14 protein-coding genes are annotated in these 18,738 nt (G+C 70.6%); 8 read left to right on the forward strand and 6 right to left on the reverse strand.

Features of this window, described 5'->3' with window-relative positions; all coding sequences use genetic code 11:
• Positions 1-2 precede the first annotated feature (2 nt).
• A complete protein-coding gene (locus OG875_RS13230) occupies positions 3-1,184 on the reverse strand; it encodes a TadA family conjugal transfer-associated ATPase (protein WP_330174416.1) in 1,182 nt (393 codons plus the stop codon).
• Positions 1,181-2,296 carry a septum site-determining protein Ssd gene (gene ssd, locus OG875_RS13235; protein ID WP_330174417.1) on the reverse strand — a complete coding sequence of 372 codons (1,116 nt, stop codon included), beginning with the start codon at positions 2,294-2,296 and terminating at the stop codon, positions 1,181-1,183. Before ssd ends, OG875_RS13230 begins: the two co-directional genes overlap by 4 nt.
• 569 nt (positions 2,297-2,865) lie before the next feature.
• Here ssd and OG875_RS13240 point away from each other — a divergent pair.
• Entirely contained in the window at positions 2,866-3,702 is an 837-nt protein-coding gene (locus OG875_RS13240; RefSeq protein WP_330174418.1) for an HAD-IB family hydrolase, read from the forward strand.
• Positions 3,703-4,134: 432 nt separating this feature from the next.
• On the opposite strand, the gene OG875_RS13245 is transcribed toward OG875_RS13240, so the two are convergent.
• Positions 4,135-5,082 carry an oxidoreductase gene (locus OG875_RS13245; RefSeq protein ID WP_330174419.1) on the reverse strand — a complete coding sequence of 316 codons (948 nt, stop codon included), beginning with the start codon at positions 5,080-5,082 and terminating at the stop codon, positions 4,135-4,137.
• 102 nt (positions 5,083-5,184) lie between these two features.
• Between OG875_RS13245 and OG875_RS13250 the strand changes: the two genes are divergently transcribed.
• On the forward strand, positions 5,185-6,171 hold the full coding sequence (locus tag OG875_RS13250; RefSeq protein WP_330174420.1) for an ATP-binding protein: 987 nt from the start codon (positions 5,185-5,187) through the stop codon (positions 6,169-6,171).
• A gap of 57 nt (positions 6,172-6,228) precedes the next feature.
• Here OG875_RS13250 and OG875_RS13255 read toward each other — a convergent pair whose 3' ends face one another.
• Complete coding sequence (locus OG875_RS13255; protein ID WP_330174421.1) at positions 6,229-7,620, reverse strand: hypothetical protein; 1,392 nt, start codon at positions 7,618-7,620, stop codon at positions 6,229-6,231.
• Between the two features lie 302 nt (positions 7,621-7,922).
• On the opposite strand from OG875_RS13255, the gene OG875_RS13260 reads away from it, so the two are divergent.
• From OG875_RS13260 to OG875_RS13285, 6 genes are all read left to right on the forward strand, one after another.
• Positions 7,923-10,571, forward strand: coding sequence for a SulP family inorganic anion transporter (locus tag OG875_RS13260; RefSeq protein WP_443079110.1), 2,649 nt, complete (start codon positions 7,923-7,925; stop codon positions 10,569-10,571).
• 200 nt (positions 10,572-10,771) lie between these two features.
• On the forward strand, positions 10,772-12,727 hold the full coding sequence (gene acs, locus OG875_RS13265; protein WP_330174423.1) for an acetate--CoA ligase: 1,956 nt from the start codon (positions 10,772-10,774) through the stop codon (positions 12,725-12,727).
• 157 nt (positions 12,728-12,884) lie between these two features.
• Entirely contained in the window at positions 12,885-14,303 is a 1,419-nt protein-coding gene (gene nhaA, locus OG875_RS13270) for a Na+/H+ antiporter NhaA (RefSeq protein WP_330174424.1), read from the forward strand.
• An 83-nt stretch (positions 14,304-14,386) separates the two neighbouring features.
• On the forward strand, positions 14,387-14,890 hold the full coding sequence (locus tag OG875_RS13275; protein WP_330174425.1) for a phage holin family protein: 504 nt from the start codon (positions 14,387-14,389) through the stop codon (positions 14,888-14,890).
• Positions 14,887-16,053 (forward strand): alpha/beta fold hydrolase, encoded by a 1,167-nt coding sequence (locus tag OG875_RS13280; RefSeq protein ID WP_330174426.1) that lies wholly within the window; start codon positions 14,887-14,889, stop codon positions 16,051-16,053. The genes OG875_RS13275 and OG875_RS13280 overlap by 4 nt, the downstream gene beginning before the upstream one ends.
• Positions 16,054-16,188: 135 nt before the next feature.
• Positions 16,189-16,368 (forward strand): hypothetical protein, encoded by a 180-nt coding sequence (locus OG875_RS13285; protein WP_330174427.1) that lies wholly within the window; start codon positions 16,189-16,191, stop codon positions 16,366-16,368.
• 362 nt (positions 16,369-16,730) lie between these two features.
• On the opposite strand, the gene OG875_RS13290 is transcribed toward OG875_RS13285, so the two are convergent.
• Together OG875_RS13290 and OG875_RS13295 are read right to left on the reverse strand one after the other, a co-directional pair.
• Positions 16,731-17,930, reverse strand: coding sequence for a MarP family serine protease (locus tag OG875_RS13290; RefSeq protein WP_330174428.1), 1,200 nt, complete (start codon positions 17,928-17,930; stop codon positions 16,731-16,733).
• 126 nt (positions 17,931-18,056) lie between these two features.
• A complete protein-coding gene (locus OG875_RS13295; protein WP_443079111.1) occupies positions 18,057-18,731 on the reverse strand; it encodes an NUDIX hydrolase in 675 nt (224 codons plus the stop codon).
• Between the last annotated feature and the right edge of the window lie 7 nt (positions 18,732-18,738).

Raw genomic sequence — 18,738 nt, forward strand, 5'->3', positions numbered from 1 at the left:
CGTCACAGCGCACGCCCGATCAGCGACCGCAGCCTCGGCCAGCCGCGCTCGTACACGAACCCCCCTGCGCCCCAGCGCAGAGCGGGCACCGGCACGACCAGCCCAGCCGCGTCCCGCTCCAGGACGTGCACCTCGGCGATCCGGCGCCTCCCGTCCAGGTCCCGTACGAGATGGATCACCACCGAGAGGGCAGCCGCCAACTGGCTGTGCAGCGCGGCCCGGTCGAGGCCGGCGGCCGTCCCGAGGGCTTCCAGCCGCGCGGGCACATCGGCGGCGGTGTTCGCGTGAACCGTCCCGCAGCCGCCTTCGTGCCCGGTGTTCAGGGCGGCCAGCAGCGTGGTCACCTCGGCGCCGCGCACCTCTCCCACCACCAGCCGGTCGGGCCGCATCCGCAGCGCCTGCCGCACCAGGTCCTCCAGGGTCACCTCACCCGCGCCCTCCTGGTTCGCGGGCCGGGCCTCCAGACGCACCACATGGGGGTGATCGGGCCTCAACTCGGCCGAGTCCTCGGCCAGTACGATCCGCTCACGCGCCCCCACCAGGCCGAGCAGGGCGGACAGGAGGGTCGTCTTGCCCGACCCCGTGCCACCGCTGATCAGGAACGACACCCGTGCCTCGATCAGCGCCCTCAGCAGCCGCTCACCGCCGGGCGGCACCGTCCCCGCGGCGGTGAGCTCCGCCGGGGAGAAGGCCCGGGGGCGTACGACCCGCAGCGAGAGATGCGTCGAGCCGACGGCCACCGGCGGCAGCACCGCGTGCATCCGCGTCCCGTCGGGAAGCCGGGCGTCCACCCAGGGCCGCGCGTCGTCCAGGCGCCGCCCCGCGACGGCGGCGAGCCGCTGCGCCAGCCTCCTTACGGAGGAGGCGTCCGAGAAGGACACGTCCGTCAACTCCAGCCCGCGGCCCCGGTCGACCCAGACCCGGTCGGGCGCCGAGACCAGGACGTCGGTGACGGAGGCGTCGGCCAGCAAGGGCTCCAACGGCCCCGTGCCGACCAGCTCGCATCGCAACTCCTCGGCGGCGCCGAGCACTTCGGTGTCCCCCAGAAGCCTCCCCTGGGCCCGCAGGGCCGCCGCCACGCGCGCCGGGGTCGGCTCGGCCCCGCTCTCCGCCAGACGCTGCCGTACGGCGTCCAGCAGCGCCCCACCGACCTGCGCGCCACCGGCGAGTGTCACGGTGCTCACGCGGTCACGCTCCCGTTCCCGGTACCCGCGAGCGCCCGGTCCCAGAACGCGGCGCAGAACCGCGCCAGCGGCCCCCGTACGCCCGAACCCGGTGGTGACCCGCTCTCCTGCGCGGCCGACAGGCCCGGATCCCAGGGGAGTTCGCCCAGGAGCGGCAGCCGCAGCGCGTCGGCCACCCAGCCGTCGTCCAGCCCGGCCACGCACGGCCCCCGGACCACCACCCGCAGGTCCGGCAGCACCATGCCCACCAGCGAGGCGACCCGGGCCGCCGCCGCGACGGCCCGCAGCTCGCCCGGCACCACCAGCAGGCCGACGTCGAGCTGCGCCAGCGCTTCCGCCACGCCCTCGTCGATCCGGCGTGGGAGATCGACGACCACCGCCCCGCCCCGTCGGCGGGCCGCCGCGAGGACCGAGCGCATGGCCTCCGGCGGGACGAGCACGGAGTCGCCGCGATCCCAGCTCAGCAGGCGCAGATCGTGCAGAAGGGGCAGGGACTCCTCCAGCGCGCCACCCGCGACCCGCCCCTTGGAGGCGGCGAAATCCGGCCATCGGCGGCCCTCCGCCCGCTCTCCGCCGAGCAGCACGTCGAGCCCGCCGCCGAGCGGATCACCGTCGATGAGCATGGTGCGCAGACCCTGGCGGGCGGCCGTGACGGCCAGGGCGCAGGCGAGGGTCGACGCCCCGGCACCACCCCGGCCGCCGATCACACCGACGGTCAGCGCGGGACGCCCCACCCCCTCGGCGACATCGGCGATCCGGTCGACGAGCCAGCTCTCCCCGTCGGGCAGGCGCAGCACGCAGTCGGCGCCGATCTCGACGGCGTGCCGCCATACGGCCGGGTCGTCCTGGTCCCTGCCCACGAGCAGCACTCCCCGCCGCCGGCCGGCGGACCGGCAGCGTACGGCCGCGTCGTCGCCCACGAGCACCAGCGGCGCCGACTTCCAGCCGCCCCGTCGCTCAGGGACCGAGTGGTGGACCTCGGGCTCGGCGCCCGCGGCGGCGCACAGCCGCAGGAGATCGTCGAGCAGGTCGACGTCCTCGGTGATGATCAGCGGTCCGGGCCGCTGCCCTTCGGCGACCGGCGAGCGGTCGGACGCCATGAATCCAGCCATTGTCTGTTCCCCCTATTCGCGCGATCCCGGATCGAGGTCGGCAGTCGCGCCGAAGGCGCTCCCCCACTCCGTCCGCGGACTCCCGAAGGGCGTCCGCCGAGTGGGCTCTCTGCGATCTCGCGGTGATCAGGCATCGGTGATTCCGGCTACCGCGAACTTTCGCGGTGGGAATCACCCTGCATCGCGCGGAAAAAACGTGTGGATCTTGCCCAAAAGCTGTGGACAACTCACCGGTTGTGAATATCTCCGTCGCTCATACCGGTGACTTCCGAGAGCAGTCTGGCAACTACGCACAGTGACGAGTAGAGTGCCCCTCACACCCGTACACGCGAGGTGTCACCAGGGGAGGGATCATGGGGCCACGACGGGCTCGAACGCCGAAAAAGCGTCCGGACATGCGACGACCCCCGCCGGGGGGGAGAGCGGGGGTCGTCCCCCAGACCGACTCGGGGGGGGAGGAGCCGGACCGGGTGAGCACGGTCGCGAACGATCCGTGACTTCCATGGTGTACCCGAGAGCCTTCTCAGGCAAACCCACGCGCCGTACCTTACGCCGAATGGTGGGCGCCTATGCTCGGCTTCGTGGAAAACCACTCCTTGCCCCGCACAGCGGCCTTCTTTGACCTGGACAAGACGGTCATTGCGAAGTCGTCGACGTTGACCTTCAGCAAGTCCTTCTATCAAGGCGGACTGATCAACCGCCGAGCGGTACTGCGCACCGCCTACACGCAGTTCGTCTTTCTCGCCGGCGGCGCCGATCACGACCAGATGGAGCGCATGCGCGAGTACCTCTCCGCGCTCTGCAAGGGCTGGAACGTCCAGCAGGTCAAGGAGATCGTCGCAGAGACGCTGCACGATCTCATCGACCCGATCATCTACGACGAGGCCGCCTCCCTCATCGAGGACCACCACACGGCCGGACGCGACGTGGTGATCGTCTCCACGTCCGGAGCGGAGGTCGTCGAGCCCATCGGCGAACTGCTGGGCGCCGACCGGGTCGTGGCCACCCGCATGGTCGTCGGCGCGGACGGCTGCTTCACCGGCGAGATCGAGTATTACGCCTACGGGCCGACCAAGGCGGCGGCGGTCAAGGCGCTCGCCGCGTCCGAAGGGTACGACCTGGAGCGCTGTTACGCGTACAGCGACTCCATCACCGATGTTCCGATGCTCCAGTCGGTCGGCCACCCGTACGCGGTCAATCCCGACCGGGCCCTGCGGCGCGAGGCGGCGGCCCGCGATTGGCCGATTCTCGTCTTCAACCGGCCGGTCCGCCTCAAGCAGCGACTGCCCGGGTTCTCCATGCCACCCCGGCCGGCCCTCGTGGCGGTGGCGGCGTTCGGCGCGGCGGCGGCCACGGCCGGACTGGTCTGGTACGCCAGCCGGCGACGGCAGGCCGCCTCCGTATGAGCGACTCGGCGACCGACGGGCGATTCATCCTTGTTTGAACCTAAAAGTAAAGTCGGAGAGCGGGGGGTTTCGCTTCCCCACGGACAGGAGTACAAAGGAATCAACGGCCCGCGAGACCAAGGACATCCGAGAGGATGACCCGTTGACGCACCAAGGCCCCACGGACCGAGCATGAAAGCCGAGTACCCACGCGACGTCGACCCGTCGATTACGGGCCAGCCGCACCAGGGACGGGCGAAGTTCCCGACCTGATGGGCATATCTCGAGGACGCCTGGTAGCCCGGTGGACGTGCCAGCGGCGGTACCTACGGGTACCGCCGCATTCATGTACAGGGAGAACGGGCGGCCCGAGCGCCCCGGACGGACGAACCGACCGGCGCGCTCCCTCACCTCAGGCCGCTCGCCTCACGAGCCCTGCCGCACGCCCCCGTCTCAGGCCGCGCCGCGCTGAAGCGCCTCGCACACGGCCGTCGACTCCCTGACTCCCAGTTCGACCGCACGCCCGCAGTGCGCGATCCACACCGCCATGCCCTCCGGCGTACCCGACAGATAGCCGTCGAACGCCGCCACGTACGCCGCACGCCCCAACTCGGCATGACCCACCTCGGACGGACAGATCGACTTGGGGTCGAGCCCGCTGCCGATCAGCACGATCCGTTCGGCGGCCCGCGCCACCAGGCCGTTGTACGAACCGAAGGGCCGCAGCGCCAGCAGCTCGCCGTGCACCACGGCGGCCGTGACCAGCGCGGGCGCCGAACTCCCCGCCAGCACCAGCCCGGAGAGACCGTCCAGCCGGCCGGCCACCTCCTCGGCACCGGGCAGCGGCGCCTCGATCAGCGGCTTGGGGCTGTTGGGCCCCGGCGCCTCGACCACCGGCTCCCCGGCCAGCCTCGGGCGGCCGATCGTCTCCCCCGGGACCTCCGGGACCGCACCACCGCCGACCCCCATCCCGGCTCCGGCACTGAACCCGCCGTCCGTCAGTTGCTGAACGACACCGCCGGCCGCCACCAGATGCAGCCGGGCGAGCACTCGAAGCGGTGACTGCCGCCAGATGGAAAGGAGTTGACCCGCCTCGGCCGTCAGCCTCAGCGCGGCACCCACCGACAGGGCGTCGGCGGAAGACCCGAAGTCGCTGCGCCGTCGCACCTCTTCCAGCGCCCAGTCCGCACCGGAGAGCGCCGCCGATCCGCGCGCGGCGCGCAGGGCCGCCTCCGAGGTGACCTCGTTGGACCGCCGTCTCATCACACGGTGCCCGTAGACCCGGTCGACCGCCCGACGCACCGAGTCCACCGCGTCGGGGACACCCGGCAGAGCGGCCAGTGTGGCGAGAGGGTCATGCCCTCCCGGAGCGGACGAAGCGTTCGAGGCTGTCGTACTCATAGGTAGCAAGGCTACGCGCCCATCGCGCACGCCCCACGTTGGAGTGGTCTTCTTCACCCGATGCGACAACGCACCGCGACACTCGCACTACGCTAGGTGAACATGAAGATCGCTTTCGTAGGTAAGGGCGGCAGCGGCAAGACGACGCTGGCCTCGCTCTTCATCCGCCACCTGACCGCCAACGAGGCACCCGTCATCGCGATGGACGCCGACATCAACCAGCACCTCGGGGCCGCGCTCGGCCTGGACGAGGACCAGACCGCCGCGCTGCCCGCGATGGGCGCGCACCTCCCGCTCATCAAGGAGTACCTGCGCGGCACCAATCCGCGGATCACCTCCGTCGACTCGATGATCAAGACGACACCCCCCGGCGAGGGCTCCCGGCTCCTGCGGGTCCGTGAGTCCAATCCGGTCTACGACGCCTGCGCGCGCACCGTCCGGCTGGACGACGGCGACATCCGGCTGATGGCGACGGGATCGTTCACCGACTCCGATCTGGGGGTGGCCTGCTACCACTCCAAGGTCGGCGCGGTGGAACTCTGTCTGAACCATCTGGTCGACGGACCGGACGAATACGTCGTCGTCGACATGACGGCGGGCTCGGACTCGTTCGCGTCCGGGCTGTTCACCCGGTTCGACATGACGTTCCTGGTGGTGGAGCCGACGCGCAAGGGGGTGTCCGTCTACCGCCAGTACAAGGAGTACGCGCGGGACTTCGGCATCGCGCTCAACGTCGTCGGCAACAAGGTGCAGGCCCAGGACGACGTGGACTTCCTCCAGGACGAGGTGGGCGACGACCTGCTCGTCACCGTCGGACACTCCCCCTGGGTGCGGTCCATGGAGAAGGGACGCCCCGCCCGCTTCGAACTCCTGGAGGCGGAGAACCGGGTGGCGCTCCAGGTCCTGGAGGACGCGGCCGAGGACTCGTACGCCGACCGCGACTGGGAGCGCTACACGCGGCAGATGGTGCACTTCCACCTCAAGAACGCGGAGAGCTGGGGAAATGCGAAGACAGGCATGGACCTGGCCGCGCAGGTCGACCCCTCCTTCGTCCTGCGTGAGGACGCCGCCGTACCGCAGCTCAGTTGAGCGTGACGGTGGTGCGGGCGGCACGGCAACGTACCGCCCGCACCCCGTCCGCCCGGCTCAGCGCGGGTCCACGCCCGGACCCGTATCCGCACCCTGATCCGCGTCCGGGACCGTACCCCCGTCGACATCCGCGTCCGGGACCGTTTCCGCACCCGCACCCGCATTCCCGTCCGGACCCGCCGGGGCCGCGGGCGGGACCGGCGCGGACGCCGGCTCGGCGGCGGTCAGATACGACTGCCAGCCGGCCGTGGGCTTCTGACCGACGCCCAGCCCCCGCAGCCTTTCGAGAGTCCGCGGATCCTGTGCGTCCAGCCAGTCCACCAACTGCTTGAACGTCACGCACCGCACGCCGTCCTTCACACAGACGGTCTTGATCGTCTCCTCTACGGCGCGCATGTACGTGCCGCCGTTCCACGACTCGAAGTGGTTGCCGATGATCAGCGGTGCTCGGTTGCCCTTGTACGCGCGGTCGAAGCCCTGGAGGAGGCCGTCCCGCATCTGATTGCCCCAGTACTCGTGCTTGGACGGGTCGCCGTTGACCGTCTTCGACTGGTTGAACATGAAGTTGTAGTCCATGGACAGGGTCTCGAACTTGCGGCCCGGCACCGGGACGAGCTGGAGCGGGATGTCCCACATGCCCTCGGTCTTCTTCGGCCAGACCTGATTGCCGACGCCGCTGGAGTCGTAGCGGAATCCCATCGTCCGCGCCGCCCGCATCATGTTCTGCTGCCCTTCGAGGCAGGGGGTGCGGGCGCCGACGAGTTCCTTCTCGTAGTCGAAGGGCAGCGGGGCCTCGGTCTTCAGGCCGCTGTTGGTCTTCCAGTTCTTGACGAACTCCTTGGCCTGAGCGATCTCGCTCTCCCACTCCTCGACGGACCAGCCGCCGACCCCGCCGTCGGCACCGCAGAAGTGGCCGTTGAAGTGGGTGCCGATCTCGTTGCCCTCCTGCCAGGCACCGCGCAGCTCGCGCAGGGTGCTGCGGATCCCCTCCGTGTCGTTGAAACCGATGTCCGAGCGGCCGGGCGCGTGCTGCGGCGGGCTGTACCGCGTGGATTTGTCCTTCGGCAGCAGATAGACGCCGCTGAGGAAGTACGTCATCTTCGCGTCGTACTTCCTGCCCACGTCGCGGAAGTGTGAGAACAGCCTCTGGCTGTCCTCGCCGGCGCCGTCCCACGAGAACACCACGAACTGGGGCGGCTTCTGACCGGGCTTCAGGCGTTCGGGCCTCGCGATGCCGGGCTGGGCCCCGGTGTACGCCGTCGAGCCGTCGCCGATGAGCCGCAGCGCGCTCTTGGGCGGCCCCTTCTTCGCCCCGAGGGCGCCCCCGTCGGTGTCGGACCGGGCCGCGGCCCCGCTCTCCGGCGACCCGGATCCGGAACATCCGGCGAGTCCCACGGCCAGCGCCGTCACGGCCGTGCCGCAGGCGATCCACTTTCTGGCGGCCAGCATCCGCCCACCTCTTCCCTCAGGTTCTGGTGCGTTGAAGCGCCGAAACACCGAGCACGGCGCCGAGCGCCGCCAACGTCGCACTCGGACCCAAGGGATGCAGTATGACAAGCCGTACAAAATGACTAATCACCACTGCGAGTGAATGTTTGCCCTATTTGCCCTGAAAATCCTGCCCGATTCTTTACTCTCCATTACGATCCATTTACCGAGCGTTGATGATTCCGCCAGTGCACGCCGTGACTCACGGCCGTGTCCGTCGTTCCTGCCTGCGACCACGCCGCCCGGAGAAGACGGGAGCCCCCATGTCCGCCTGTGTCCGCACCCTCGACGTCCGACCCCCCGGCCCCCATACGCTGCGGGCGACTCACACCTCACGCATGTCACGACTGGCCCGCTTCGTGCACCCGGCCGGGACATCCCCCGATCCGTCCGACCCGTCACGCCAGTCGCCTGATCCGCCGCCGGGCAGAAGGAGGAAATTCCGGATCGCCGGGGCGGACTTCTCCGCCTCCATCTCGGTCTTCCTGATCGCGCTGCCGCTCTCGCTCGGAATCGCCCTCGCCACCGGGGCGCCCCTCCAGGCCGGTCTCGTCGCGGCGGCCGTGGGCGGGATCGTGGCCGGCCACCTCGGCGGCGCGCCGCTCCAGATCAGCGGTCCGGCGGCCGGCCTGACGGTCGTCACGGCCGATCTGATCCAGCGGTACGGCTGGCGCACCACCTGCGCCATCACCGTGCTCGCGGGCCTCGCCCAGATCGGGCTCTCCGCCCTGCGTGTCGCCCGCTCCGCCCTCGCGGTGAGCCCGGCGATCGTGCACGGCATGCTGGCGGGCATCGGTGTCACGATCGCCCTCGCCCAGTTGGCGATCGTCCTCGGCGGCAGTCCGCAGAGCTCCGCCGTCGCCAATGTCACAGGGCTGGCGGCCCAGTTGGCCGGGCTGCACCCGGACGCGGTCTCCGTGAGCACGCTGACCGTGGTGGTCCTGTTCGCCTGGCCGCGCATCCCCGGGCGCGCGGGCGAGGTTCTGCGGAAGGTGCCGGCGGCGCTCGCCGCGGTGGCGGCGGCGACCGTGGCCGCCGCCGTCGCCGGGCTGAGCCTCGACCGGGTCGATCTGCCCTCCTGGAGCAGCCATGTGCTGCCCGAGGTGCCGCACGGGCCGGTCCTCGGCCTGATCGCCGCGGTCCTCACCATCACGCTGGTGGGCAGCGTCGAGTCCCTGCTGTCGGCGGTCGCCGTCGACAAGCTGGTGGCCACACGCAAGGACCCGGACATCCAGATCCCGCGCGCCCGGCTCGACCAGGAGCTGAGGGGTCAGGGCGCGGCGAACGTCGTCTCCGGCGCTCTCGGCGGACTGCCGATCGCCGGCGGCGGCGTCCGCAGCGCCGCCAACGTGGCCGCGGGGGCGGTCAGTCGGCACTCGAACATGCTGTACGGGGTGTGGGTCGCCGTCGCGGCGCTCTTCCTGGTGTCCGTTCTCGACCTGATCCCGCTGGCCTCGCTCGCGGCGCTCGTGATGGTCATCGGTGTCCAGATGGTCAACGTCACGCACATGCGCAGCGTGAGACGCGCGCGTGAACTGCTCGTCTATGTGGGGACGCTGACCGGTGTGGTGTTCACCGGCGTGCTGCAAGGGGTGGCGATCGGGATCTCCCTGGCGGTCACCCTCGCCCTGCACCGGCTCACCCGGACCCGGATCACGCTCAACGAGCGGGACGGTGTCCACCGGCTGCACGCACGCGGTCAGTTGACGTTCCTGGCCGTGCCGCGGCTGAGCCGTCTGCTGCATCAGGTGCCGCAAGGGAGCGACTGCGTCGTCGAGTTGGACGGGTCGTTCATGGACCACGCCGCGTACGAGGCGCTGCACGACTGGCAGTTGACGCATCTGGGCCAGGGCGGCACGGTCGAGTTCACCGGCAGATCGGGCGACCGCATCCCCGAGCCGGCCGAACCGGTCACGCAGTCGAGTACGTGCTGCCGGCCGTGGACCGCGTGGCGCAACCACCACTGCGGCGACCCGGTCGAACAGCCGCCGGAACACGGGCACGCGACGGAGCCGGTACCGGTGCCGGGCAACGTCCAGGGTGGTCAACTGGCCAGCGGTCTCAGTTCGTTCCAGCGCAATACGGCTCCGCTGGTACGGAGCGAGCTGGCGCGGCTGGCGCGTGAGGGCCAGCAGCCCTCCCAGCTCTTCCTCACCTGCGCCGACTCACGGCTGGTGACGAGCATGATCACGGCGAGCGGGCCGGGCGATCTGTTCACGGTCCGCAATGTCGGCAATCTGGTCCCGCTGCCCGGAGAGGAGGGTGCGGAGGGACAGGACGACTCGGTGGCCGCCGCGATCGAGTACGCGGTCGATGTCCTGCGGGTCGGGTCGATCACGGTCTGCGGGCACTCCGACTGCGGCGCGATGCAGGCTCTCCTGAAGGGAGCCGACACCCCGGCCCCGGGGACCCCGGCACCGCAGGACGTGTCCCATGCCGCGCCGGACGCCATGGCGCGCACCTCGTCCCACGCCGGATCGCCCGCCCTGTCCCACACCGAGTCGCGCGCCACCTCCTACGCCGGGTCGCGCGCCGCGCCGAAGAACGCGAAGCGTGCCGCCGGACCGTCCTCGCCCCTCGCCCGCTGGCTGCGGCACGGCCGGCCCAGTCTGGAGCGGATGAGGAGCCAGGAGCACACGTGGGCCAGGATCTCCGGGCGGCTTCCGGCCGACGCGGTGGAGCAGCTCTGCCTCACCAATGTCGTCCAGCAGTTGGAGCATCTGCGTGCCCACGCCGCGGTGGCGCGGGCCCTGGCCGAGGAACGGCTCGAACTGCACGGCATGTACTTCCATGTCGGCGAGGCCCAGGCGTATCTGCTCTCCTCCGAAGGGGCGCGCGACCGGCACTCCGACCGTACGGACGAGGTGTTCAACCGGGTGGCACCGACCGCGTTCCAGGAGTCGCGCGCCTGAACCGGGGGGCCGCCGCATCCGTGAGAATGTGTGGCCCCGTTCCCCACCACAGCCGGGGAACGGGGCCATTCAGCCACACGCCCCTCGTCAGCCCCGCCGCATAGGTCTAAACCAATTTCCTGAAGCCCCTTGTCACCCGGGCATTCGCCTGATGAGCTAGGCCCGGGGACACATAGGACGCCCTGGGAAAGGGAGATGTCGTGAGCAACGAAAGCCTGGCCAACCTGCTCAAGGAAGAGCGGCGGTTCGAGCCGCCGGCCGAGCTGGCCGCACACGCCAACGTGACGGCGGAGGCGTACGAGCAGGCCGCGGCGGACAGGCTTGGCTTCTGGGCCGAGCAGGCCCGGCGGCTCACCTGGGCCACCGAGCCGACCGAGACCCTCGACTGGTCGAACCCGCCCTTCGCGAAGTGGTTCGCGGACGGCGAGCTGAACGTCGCGTACAACTGCGTGGACCGTCATGTCGAGGCGGGCAACGGCGATCGCGTCGCCATCCACTTCGAGGGCGAGCCGGGCGACAGCCGTACCGTCACCTACGCCGAGCTCAAGGACGAGGTCTCACGGGCGGCGAACGCGCTCACCGAACTCGGTGTGGCCAAGGGCGACCGCGTCGCCATCTACATGCCGATGATCCCCGAGACGGCCGTGGCGATGCTGGCCTGCGCCCGTATCGGCGCCGCGCACTCCGTGGTCTTCGGCGGCTTCTCGGCCGAAGCCGTCGCCTCCCGTATCCAGGACGCCGACGCCAAGCTCGTCATCACGGCGGACGGCGGGTACCGGCGCGGCAAGCCGAGCGCGCTCAAGCCCGCGATCGACGACGCGGTCGCCCGGTGCCCGCAGGTCGAGCACGTCCTGGTGGTCCGCCGCACCGGCCAGGACACCGCCTTCAGCGAGGGCCGGGACGTGTGGTGGCACGACATCGTCGACCGCCAGTCCGCCGAGCACACGCCGGAGGCGTTCGACGCCGAGCACCCGCTCTTCATCCTGTACACGTCCGGTACCACGGGTAAGCCCAAGGGCATCCTGCACACCTCGGGCGGCTACCTCACCCAGGTGGCGTACACGCACCACGCGGTCTTCGACCTCAAGCCGGAGACCGACGTCTACTGGTGCACGGCCGACGTCGGCTGGGTGACCGGCCACTCGTACATCGTGTACGGGCCGCTGGCCAACGGCGCGACGCAGGTCATGTACGAGGGCACGCCCGACACCCCGCACCAGGGCCGCTTCTGGGAGATCGTCCAGAAATACGGGGTGACGATCCTCTACACGGCGCCGACCGCGATCCGGACGTTCATGAAGTGGGGCGACGACATCCCCGCGAAGTTCGACCTCACCTCGCTGCGGGTCCTGGGCTCGGTCGGTGAGCCGATCAACCCCGAGGCATGGATCTGGTACCGGCAGAACATCGGCGCGGGCAAGACCCCCGTGGTCGACACCTGGTGGCAGACCGAGACCGGCGGAATGATGATCTCCCCGCTGCCCGGTGTCACCGCCGCCAAGCCCGGTTCCGCGCAGCGCGCGCTCCCCGGCATCTCGGCCACGGTCGTGGACGACGAGGCCAACGAGGTGCCTAACGGCGGCGGCGGATATCTGGTCCTCACCGAGCCGTGGCCGTCGATGCTCCGCACCATCTGGGGGGACGACCAGCGGTTCATCGACACCTACTGGTCGCGCTTCGAGGGCAAGTACTTCGCGGGCGACGGAGCCAAGAAGGACGACGACGGCGACATCTGGCTGCTGGGCCGGGTCGACGACGTGATGCTGGTGTCCGGCCACAACATCTCCACCACGGAGGTCGAGTCGGCGCTCGTCTCGCACCCGAAGATCGCGGAGGCGGCCGTCGTCGGCGCCGCCGACGAGACGACCGGCCAGGCGATCGTCGCCTTCGTGATCCTGCGCGGCACGGCGTCGGTGGACGACGGCCTGGTGGCGGAGCTGCGCAACCACGTCAGTACGGCGCTGGGGCCGATCGCCAAGCCGAAGCGGATCCTGCCGGTGGCCGAGCTGCCGAAGACCCGCTCGGGCAAGATCATGCGTCGGCTGCTGCGCGACGTCGCGGAGAACCGCCAGCTCGGGGACGTCACAACGCTGACCGACAGCTCGGTCATGGATCTCATCCAGACGCAGCTACCGAGCGCGGCCAGCGAGGACTGAGGATCCCGCTCCCCCAGGGGAGCGCGTCCGCCGGCGAAGTGGAGCCCCCGGCCCGGTGCGGGTGCCGGGGGTCCACCCTTGTAAAATGAGCGGCGCGTCGACAATGTCATAAGGAATCAAAGGTGCGCCGGGAAGTCTGGTCGGCAGGTCATTTGCCATGCCCGCCGAACCGACCGGAGGACACTCCCTCGTGGCCACCCCCCGCACCTTCCTCGGACGCCTCCCGCTCCCCGAGCGGACGTATCTCACGAGCGCCCTGCGGACCGAGACGGTCGGCGGCGTGCTGTTGCTCCTGGCCGCGATCGCCGCGCTGATCTGGGCCAACACCCCGATCAGCGCCAGTTACACGACCGTCGGCGACTTCCACATCGGCCCGGCCGCGCTCGGTCTGGACCTCTCGATCCGCCACTGGGCCGCCGACGGACTGCTCGCCGTCTTCTTCTTCGTCGCCGGAATCGAACTGAAGCGTGAACTGGTCGCCGGCGAGCTGCGCGACCCGAAGGCCGCGGCTCTCCCGGTCATCGCCGCGCTCTGCGGCATGGCCGTGCCCGCGCTCGTCTACACGCTGGTCAACGTGGCGGGCGGCGGCTCCCTGACCGGCTGGGCGGTCCCCACGGCGACCGACATCGCCTTCGCGCTCGCGGTGCTCGCCGTCCTCGGCACCTCCCTGCCGTCCGCGCTGCGCGCCTTCCTGCTCACCCTCGCCGTCGTGGACGACCTGTTCGCCATCCTGATCATCGCGGTCTTCTTCACCAGCGACATCGATCTGCCGACGCTGCTGGGCGCCGTCGCCGGGCTCGCCGTCTTCTGGCTGCTGCTGAGGAAAGAGGTGCGCGGCTGGTACGTGTACGTGCCACTGGCTCTCGTCGTGTGGGGCCTCATGTACAACAGCGGCGTCCACGCCACCGTCGCCGGAGTCGCGATGGGCCTGATGCTCCGCTGTTCCCGGCGCGAGGGCGAGAAGCAGTCACCGGGCGAGCACATCGAACACCTGGTCCGCCCCCTGTCCGCCGGTCTCGCCGTGCCCCTGTTCGCGCTCTTCTCGGCGGGTGTCCCGGTCAGCGGCGGTGCGCTGGCCGGGGTCTTCACCCGGCCGGAGACCCTCGGAGTGGTCCTCGGGCTCGTCGTCGGCAAGACGGTCGGTGTCTTCGGCGGCACCTGGCTCGCCGCGCGCTTCACCCGGGCGGAGCTCAACAAGGACCTGGCCTGGCCCGATGTCCTGGCCGTGGCGACGCTCGCCGGGATCGGTTTCACCGTCTCGCTGCTCATCGGCGAACTCGCCTTCAACGGCGAGCCGACGCTGACGGACGAGGTGAAGGCGGCCGTCCTGGCCGGTTCGGTGATCGCGGCCGTACTCGCCGGCGTACTGCTGCGGATGCGGGTCCGTACGTACCGGGCGCTGTACGACGCCGAGGAGCTGGACGAGGACCAGGACGGCGTTCCCGACATCTACGAGCAGGACGACCCCGAGTACCACCTGAGAATGGCGGCGATCCATGAGGGGAAGGCGGCCGAGCACCGCCGGTTGGCGGAACACGCCGCAGCGACGCGCGATGACGGCGCCGGTCCGGCATGATCTGACATCCGGCATGATCTGAAGGCGCAGAGCCGGAAAAATCCCAGATCTGCGAGAGCGCAGCCGAAACGAGGGAGTCAACGATGAGCGACCCCGGCAGCCATGCCGCCGTCACCACCGCCGCTGTCGACGGCGTTCCAGCCGTCCGGACCGTCGGCGGCGAACGCAGCCTCGGGCAGTTGGTCTCCGTGGCGACCGCCGAGATGTCCGCGCTGGTGCACGACGAGATCGCGCTGGCCAAGGCGGAACTGCGGCAGGACGTCAAGCGGGGTGTGACCGGCAGCGCGGCCATCGGTGTCGCGGGCGTGTTCGCGCTCTTCGCGCTCCCCGTGCTGAGCTTCGCCGCCGCCTACGGGATCCACAACTGGGGTCTGGGGCTGGCCTGGTCGTTCCTGATCGTCGGCGGAGCGTTCCTGCTCATCGCGGGACTGCTGGCGCTCCTCGCCATGCGGAAATTCAAGAAGGTCAAGCCGCCGGAGAAGAGCATCGCGTCGGCCAAGCAGTCCGCCGCCGTGCTCCAGACCGTCAAGCCGCACCCGCGCCCCGTCCATGAGCCGGGCAGGACTGTGGCACGCTCGTCTGCATGACCGCCCCCGAGAACGGCGCCGGCGCAGGCCCCGGCAGAACCACCGGCAGCATTCCCGGTACGACGGGCGCCGACGCGAACGGCACGGACACGAACGGCACGGACACGACCGGCACGGACACGACCGGCACGAACGCGACCGGCACGAACGCGACCGGTACGGACACGGGCAGCACCGGCACGACCGGCGCGGGTGCGACAGGCGGTGCCACGAACGGCGGGCCCACGTCCGGGGCCGGCGCGACCGTCGCCACCGTCGCCGCGGATGTGCGCCTCGACGGCCCCTGGACGCACCGGGACGTGGCCGCCAACGGAGCCCGTTTCCACATCGCCGAGATGGGCGACGGTCCACTGGTGCTGCTGCTCCACGGCTTCCCGCAGTTCTGGTGGACCTGGCGCCATCAGCTGCCCGCACTCGCCGAGGCCGGATACCGGGCCGTCGCGATGGACCTGCGGGGCGTGGGGGGCAGCGACCGTACGCCGCGCGGTTACGACCCCGCCAACCTGGCGCTCGACATCACCGGCGTGGTGCGCTCGCTCGGTGAGCCGGACGCCGCGCTCGTCGGGCACGACCTCGGCGGCTACCTCGCCTGGACGGCGGCGGTGATGCGGCCGAAGCTCGTGCGCAGGCTCGCGGTGTCGTCGATGCCGCACCCCCGGCGCTGGCGTTCGGCGATGCTGTCGGACGTCTCGCAGAGCAGGGCGGGCTCGTACATCTGGGGCTTCCAGCGGCCGTGGCTGCCGGAGCGTCAGCTCGTCGCCGACGACGGGGCGTTGGTGGGCGAGTTGATCCGTGGCTGGTCCGGACCGCAGCCGCCCGACGACAAGACCGTGGACGTCTACCGGCGGGCGATGACCATCCCGTCGACGGCGCACTGCTCGATCGAGCCGTACCGCTGGATGGTGCGGTCGATGGCGCGGCCGGACGGCATCCAGTTCAACCGGCGGATGAAGCGGCCGGTGCGGGTGCCGACCCTTCAGCTCCACGGGTCGCTCGATCCGGCGATGCGTACGCGCAGTACGGCGGGGTCCGCCGAGTACGTCGAAGCGCCGTACCGCTGGCGGCTGTTCGACGGGCTTGGCCATTTTCCGCACGAGGAGGACCCCGTCGCCTTCTCCTCCGAACTGATCAACTGGCTCAAGGATCCGGAGCCCGACCGCTGATCAGCGCCGGGTCGGACGGCCGCATGTGCCCCCTCAGGAACACTTGTACGACGAACAGCCAATTGCCTGGCGCATAGGCCAATTGGCCGACGTTGGGGCGATTACCGACCATGGGGTCCGGGCAGACGTCGGTGTATGGGCTGGACGCACGACTACGGTGACGCAGCACGCAACCGCCGCTCGGCCTCTGTGCCGATCACCCACGAGAGGGGCGGCCCTGACGATCAAGGTCATGATCTCCGACTCGGCATTCCAGTGATTCTCCGCCGAAGGGCGCGTTGGGTCTCGGCACGGCTGCGGCATCCTCGCGGCTAGGGCTTGATCCAGAGAACGAACCTCGGGGCACGAGGAGATCGGGGATCGGTCCGGAACGGGGTCCGGATCGTGATCCGCGGAGGCGAGAAGGAGTAACGGAGCACGGGAGCGGCTAACGACGACAAGGACAGAGCCGGGCCGGACCAGGAAATCCTGGTCCGGCCCGTCCGTATTGCGCCCTGTCCGTACTCCGCGCCACCCGTGCTCGGGCCCGTCCATGCTCCGGCCCGTCAACTGCCGCGCCGTCGGCGGAGGGGCCGTCCACGTATCGACCCGTCCGTGGGCGACCTGTCCGTGTGCGACCCCCGCCCGTGGGCTGCCCGGCCGTCGTCCGTCGCTTACGGACTCCGGCCGGCCGCCGCCTACAGCGCGCACTCCTGGCTGTCGACCTGCTGGTTGGCCGTACGGCCCAGCTCGATGTCCTCGCGGATCTCGTCGGCCGTCAGCGCGTACCCGGTGTCCGGGTCGTCGAGCGACCGGGCGAAGATCACCCCGTACACCCTGCCGTCGGTGGTGAGCAGCGGGCCGCCCGAATTGCCCTGCCGGACCGTCGCGAAGAGCGAGTAGACGTCGCGCCGGACCTCGCCGCGCCGGTAGATGTCCGGCCCGTTGGCGTCTATCCGCCCCCGGACCCGGGCCGAGCGCACGTCGTACGCGCCGTTCTCCGGGAAGCCGGCGACGATCGCGCTGTCCCCGCTCCTCGCGTCCTGGTCGGTGAACCGGAGTACGGGAGCCCGCAGGTCCGGCACGTCCAGAACGGCGATGTCGCGCTGCCAGTCGTAGAGGACGACCGTGGCGTCGTACAGCCTGCCCTCGCCGCCTATCTGGACGGTGGGCTCCTCCACGCCGCCCACGACGTGCGCGTTGGTCATCACGCGGCGGTCGGCGAAGACGAAGCCGGTGCCTTCGAGGACCTTGTTGCAGCTCTGCGCCGTACCGACCACCTTCACGATGGAGCGCTGCGCGCGGGCGGCGACGGGGCTGCCGACGAGCGCCGGGTCCGGCGGGTCGACCTCGGTGATCGGCTCGTTGGCGAACGGGCTGAAGACCTGGGGGAAGCCCTTCTCCGAGAGGACGGAGGAGAAGCCCGTGAACCAGGTCGCCGTCCGGTCGGGCATCACCCGTGAGACGCCGAGCAGGACCTTCGAGTTACGGACCTCCTTGCCGAGCGTCGGCAGCGAGGTCCCGGCCAGGGCGGAGCCGATCAGCCAGGCGACCAGCAGCATGGCGACGACATTGACCAGCGCGCCGCCCGTGGCGTCCACGGCGCGCGCCGGTGACCAGGTGATGTGGCCGCGGAGTCTGTTCCCGAGGTGGGTGGTGAACGCCTGGCCCACGGAGGCGCAGACGATCACGACGACCACGGCGACGACGGTGACCGTCATCGTGACCTCGGCGTTCTCGGTGATCTCGTCCCAGATGACCGGGAGCAGATAGACCGCGACCAGTCCGCCGCCGAGGAAGCCGATCACCGACAGGATGCCGACGACGAAGCCCTGGCGGTAGCCCACGATGGCGAACCACACGGCGGCGAGCAGCAGCAGGATGTCCAGCACGTTCACCGTCAATAGCCTCGCTAGCCTCGCTGATTCGTCTCCCGTCGCCCCGGCGGGCGGGGGTCCGGACCTGCGGCGGAGTCACTGTCCGCCGCCGTACCGCCGGGTCGGTACGGCGGCGGGGCAAGCCTGTCATGGGCGCCGGTCGAGCGGGACCTCCTTCGTGCGGTCCCACGGACGCTCCCAGCCCGAGAAGTGCAGAATGCGGTCGATCACCCCGGCGGTGAAGCCCCAGACCAGCGCCGAGGCGACGGTGAAGGCGGGGCTGTGGACACCACTGGGGTGCGTGGCCGTGACGCGGTTGGCGGGGTCCGTGAGGTCCGCCACGGGCACGGCGAACACGCGTGCCGTCTCGGCGGGGTCGACGGCGCCGACGGGGGTGGGGGTGTGCCACCAGCCGAGCACGGGGGTCACCACGAACTCGCTCACCGGAATGTAGAGCTTGGGCAGCACCCCGAAGAGCTGAACCCCGGTGGGGTCGAGACCGGTCTCCTCCTCGGCCTCCCGGAGCGCGGCGCGCAGCGGGCCGGTCGTCGCCGGGTCGCCGTCCTCGGGATCGAGGGCGCCGCCGGGGAAGGACGCCTGTCCGGCGTGCGAGCGCAGGGTGCTGGCCCGTTCCATCAGCAGCAGTTCGGGGCCGCGCGCGCCCTCGCCGAAGAGGACGAGGACGGCGGACTGGCGTCCTCGGCCGTTCGCGGGCGGCAGGAAGCGGCTCAGTTGTTCCGGCGCGACGGTGCGGGCTGCGCTGACCACCGGGTCCAGCCAGCCGGGCAGTCCCTCGGTGGTGACGGACACGTGCCGCGTCACTGTCCGG

This window comes from Streptomyces sp. NBC_01498 (assembly GCF_036327775.1).
Lineage (GTDB): Bacteria > Actinomycetota > Actinomycetes > Streptomycetales > Streptomycetaceae > Streptomyces.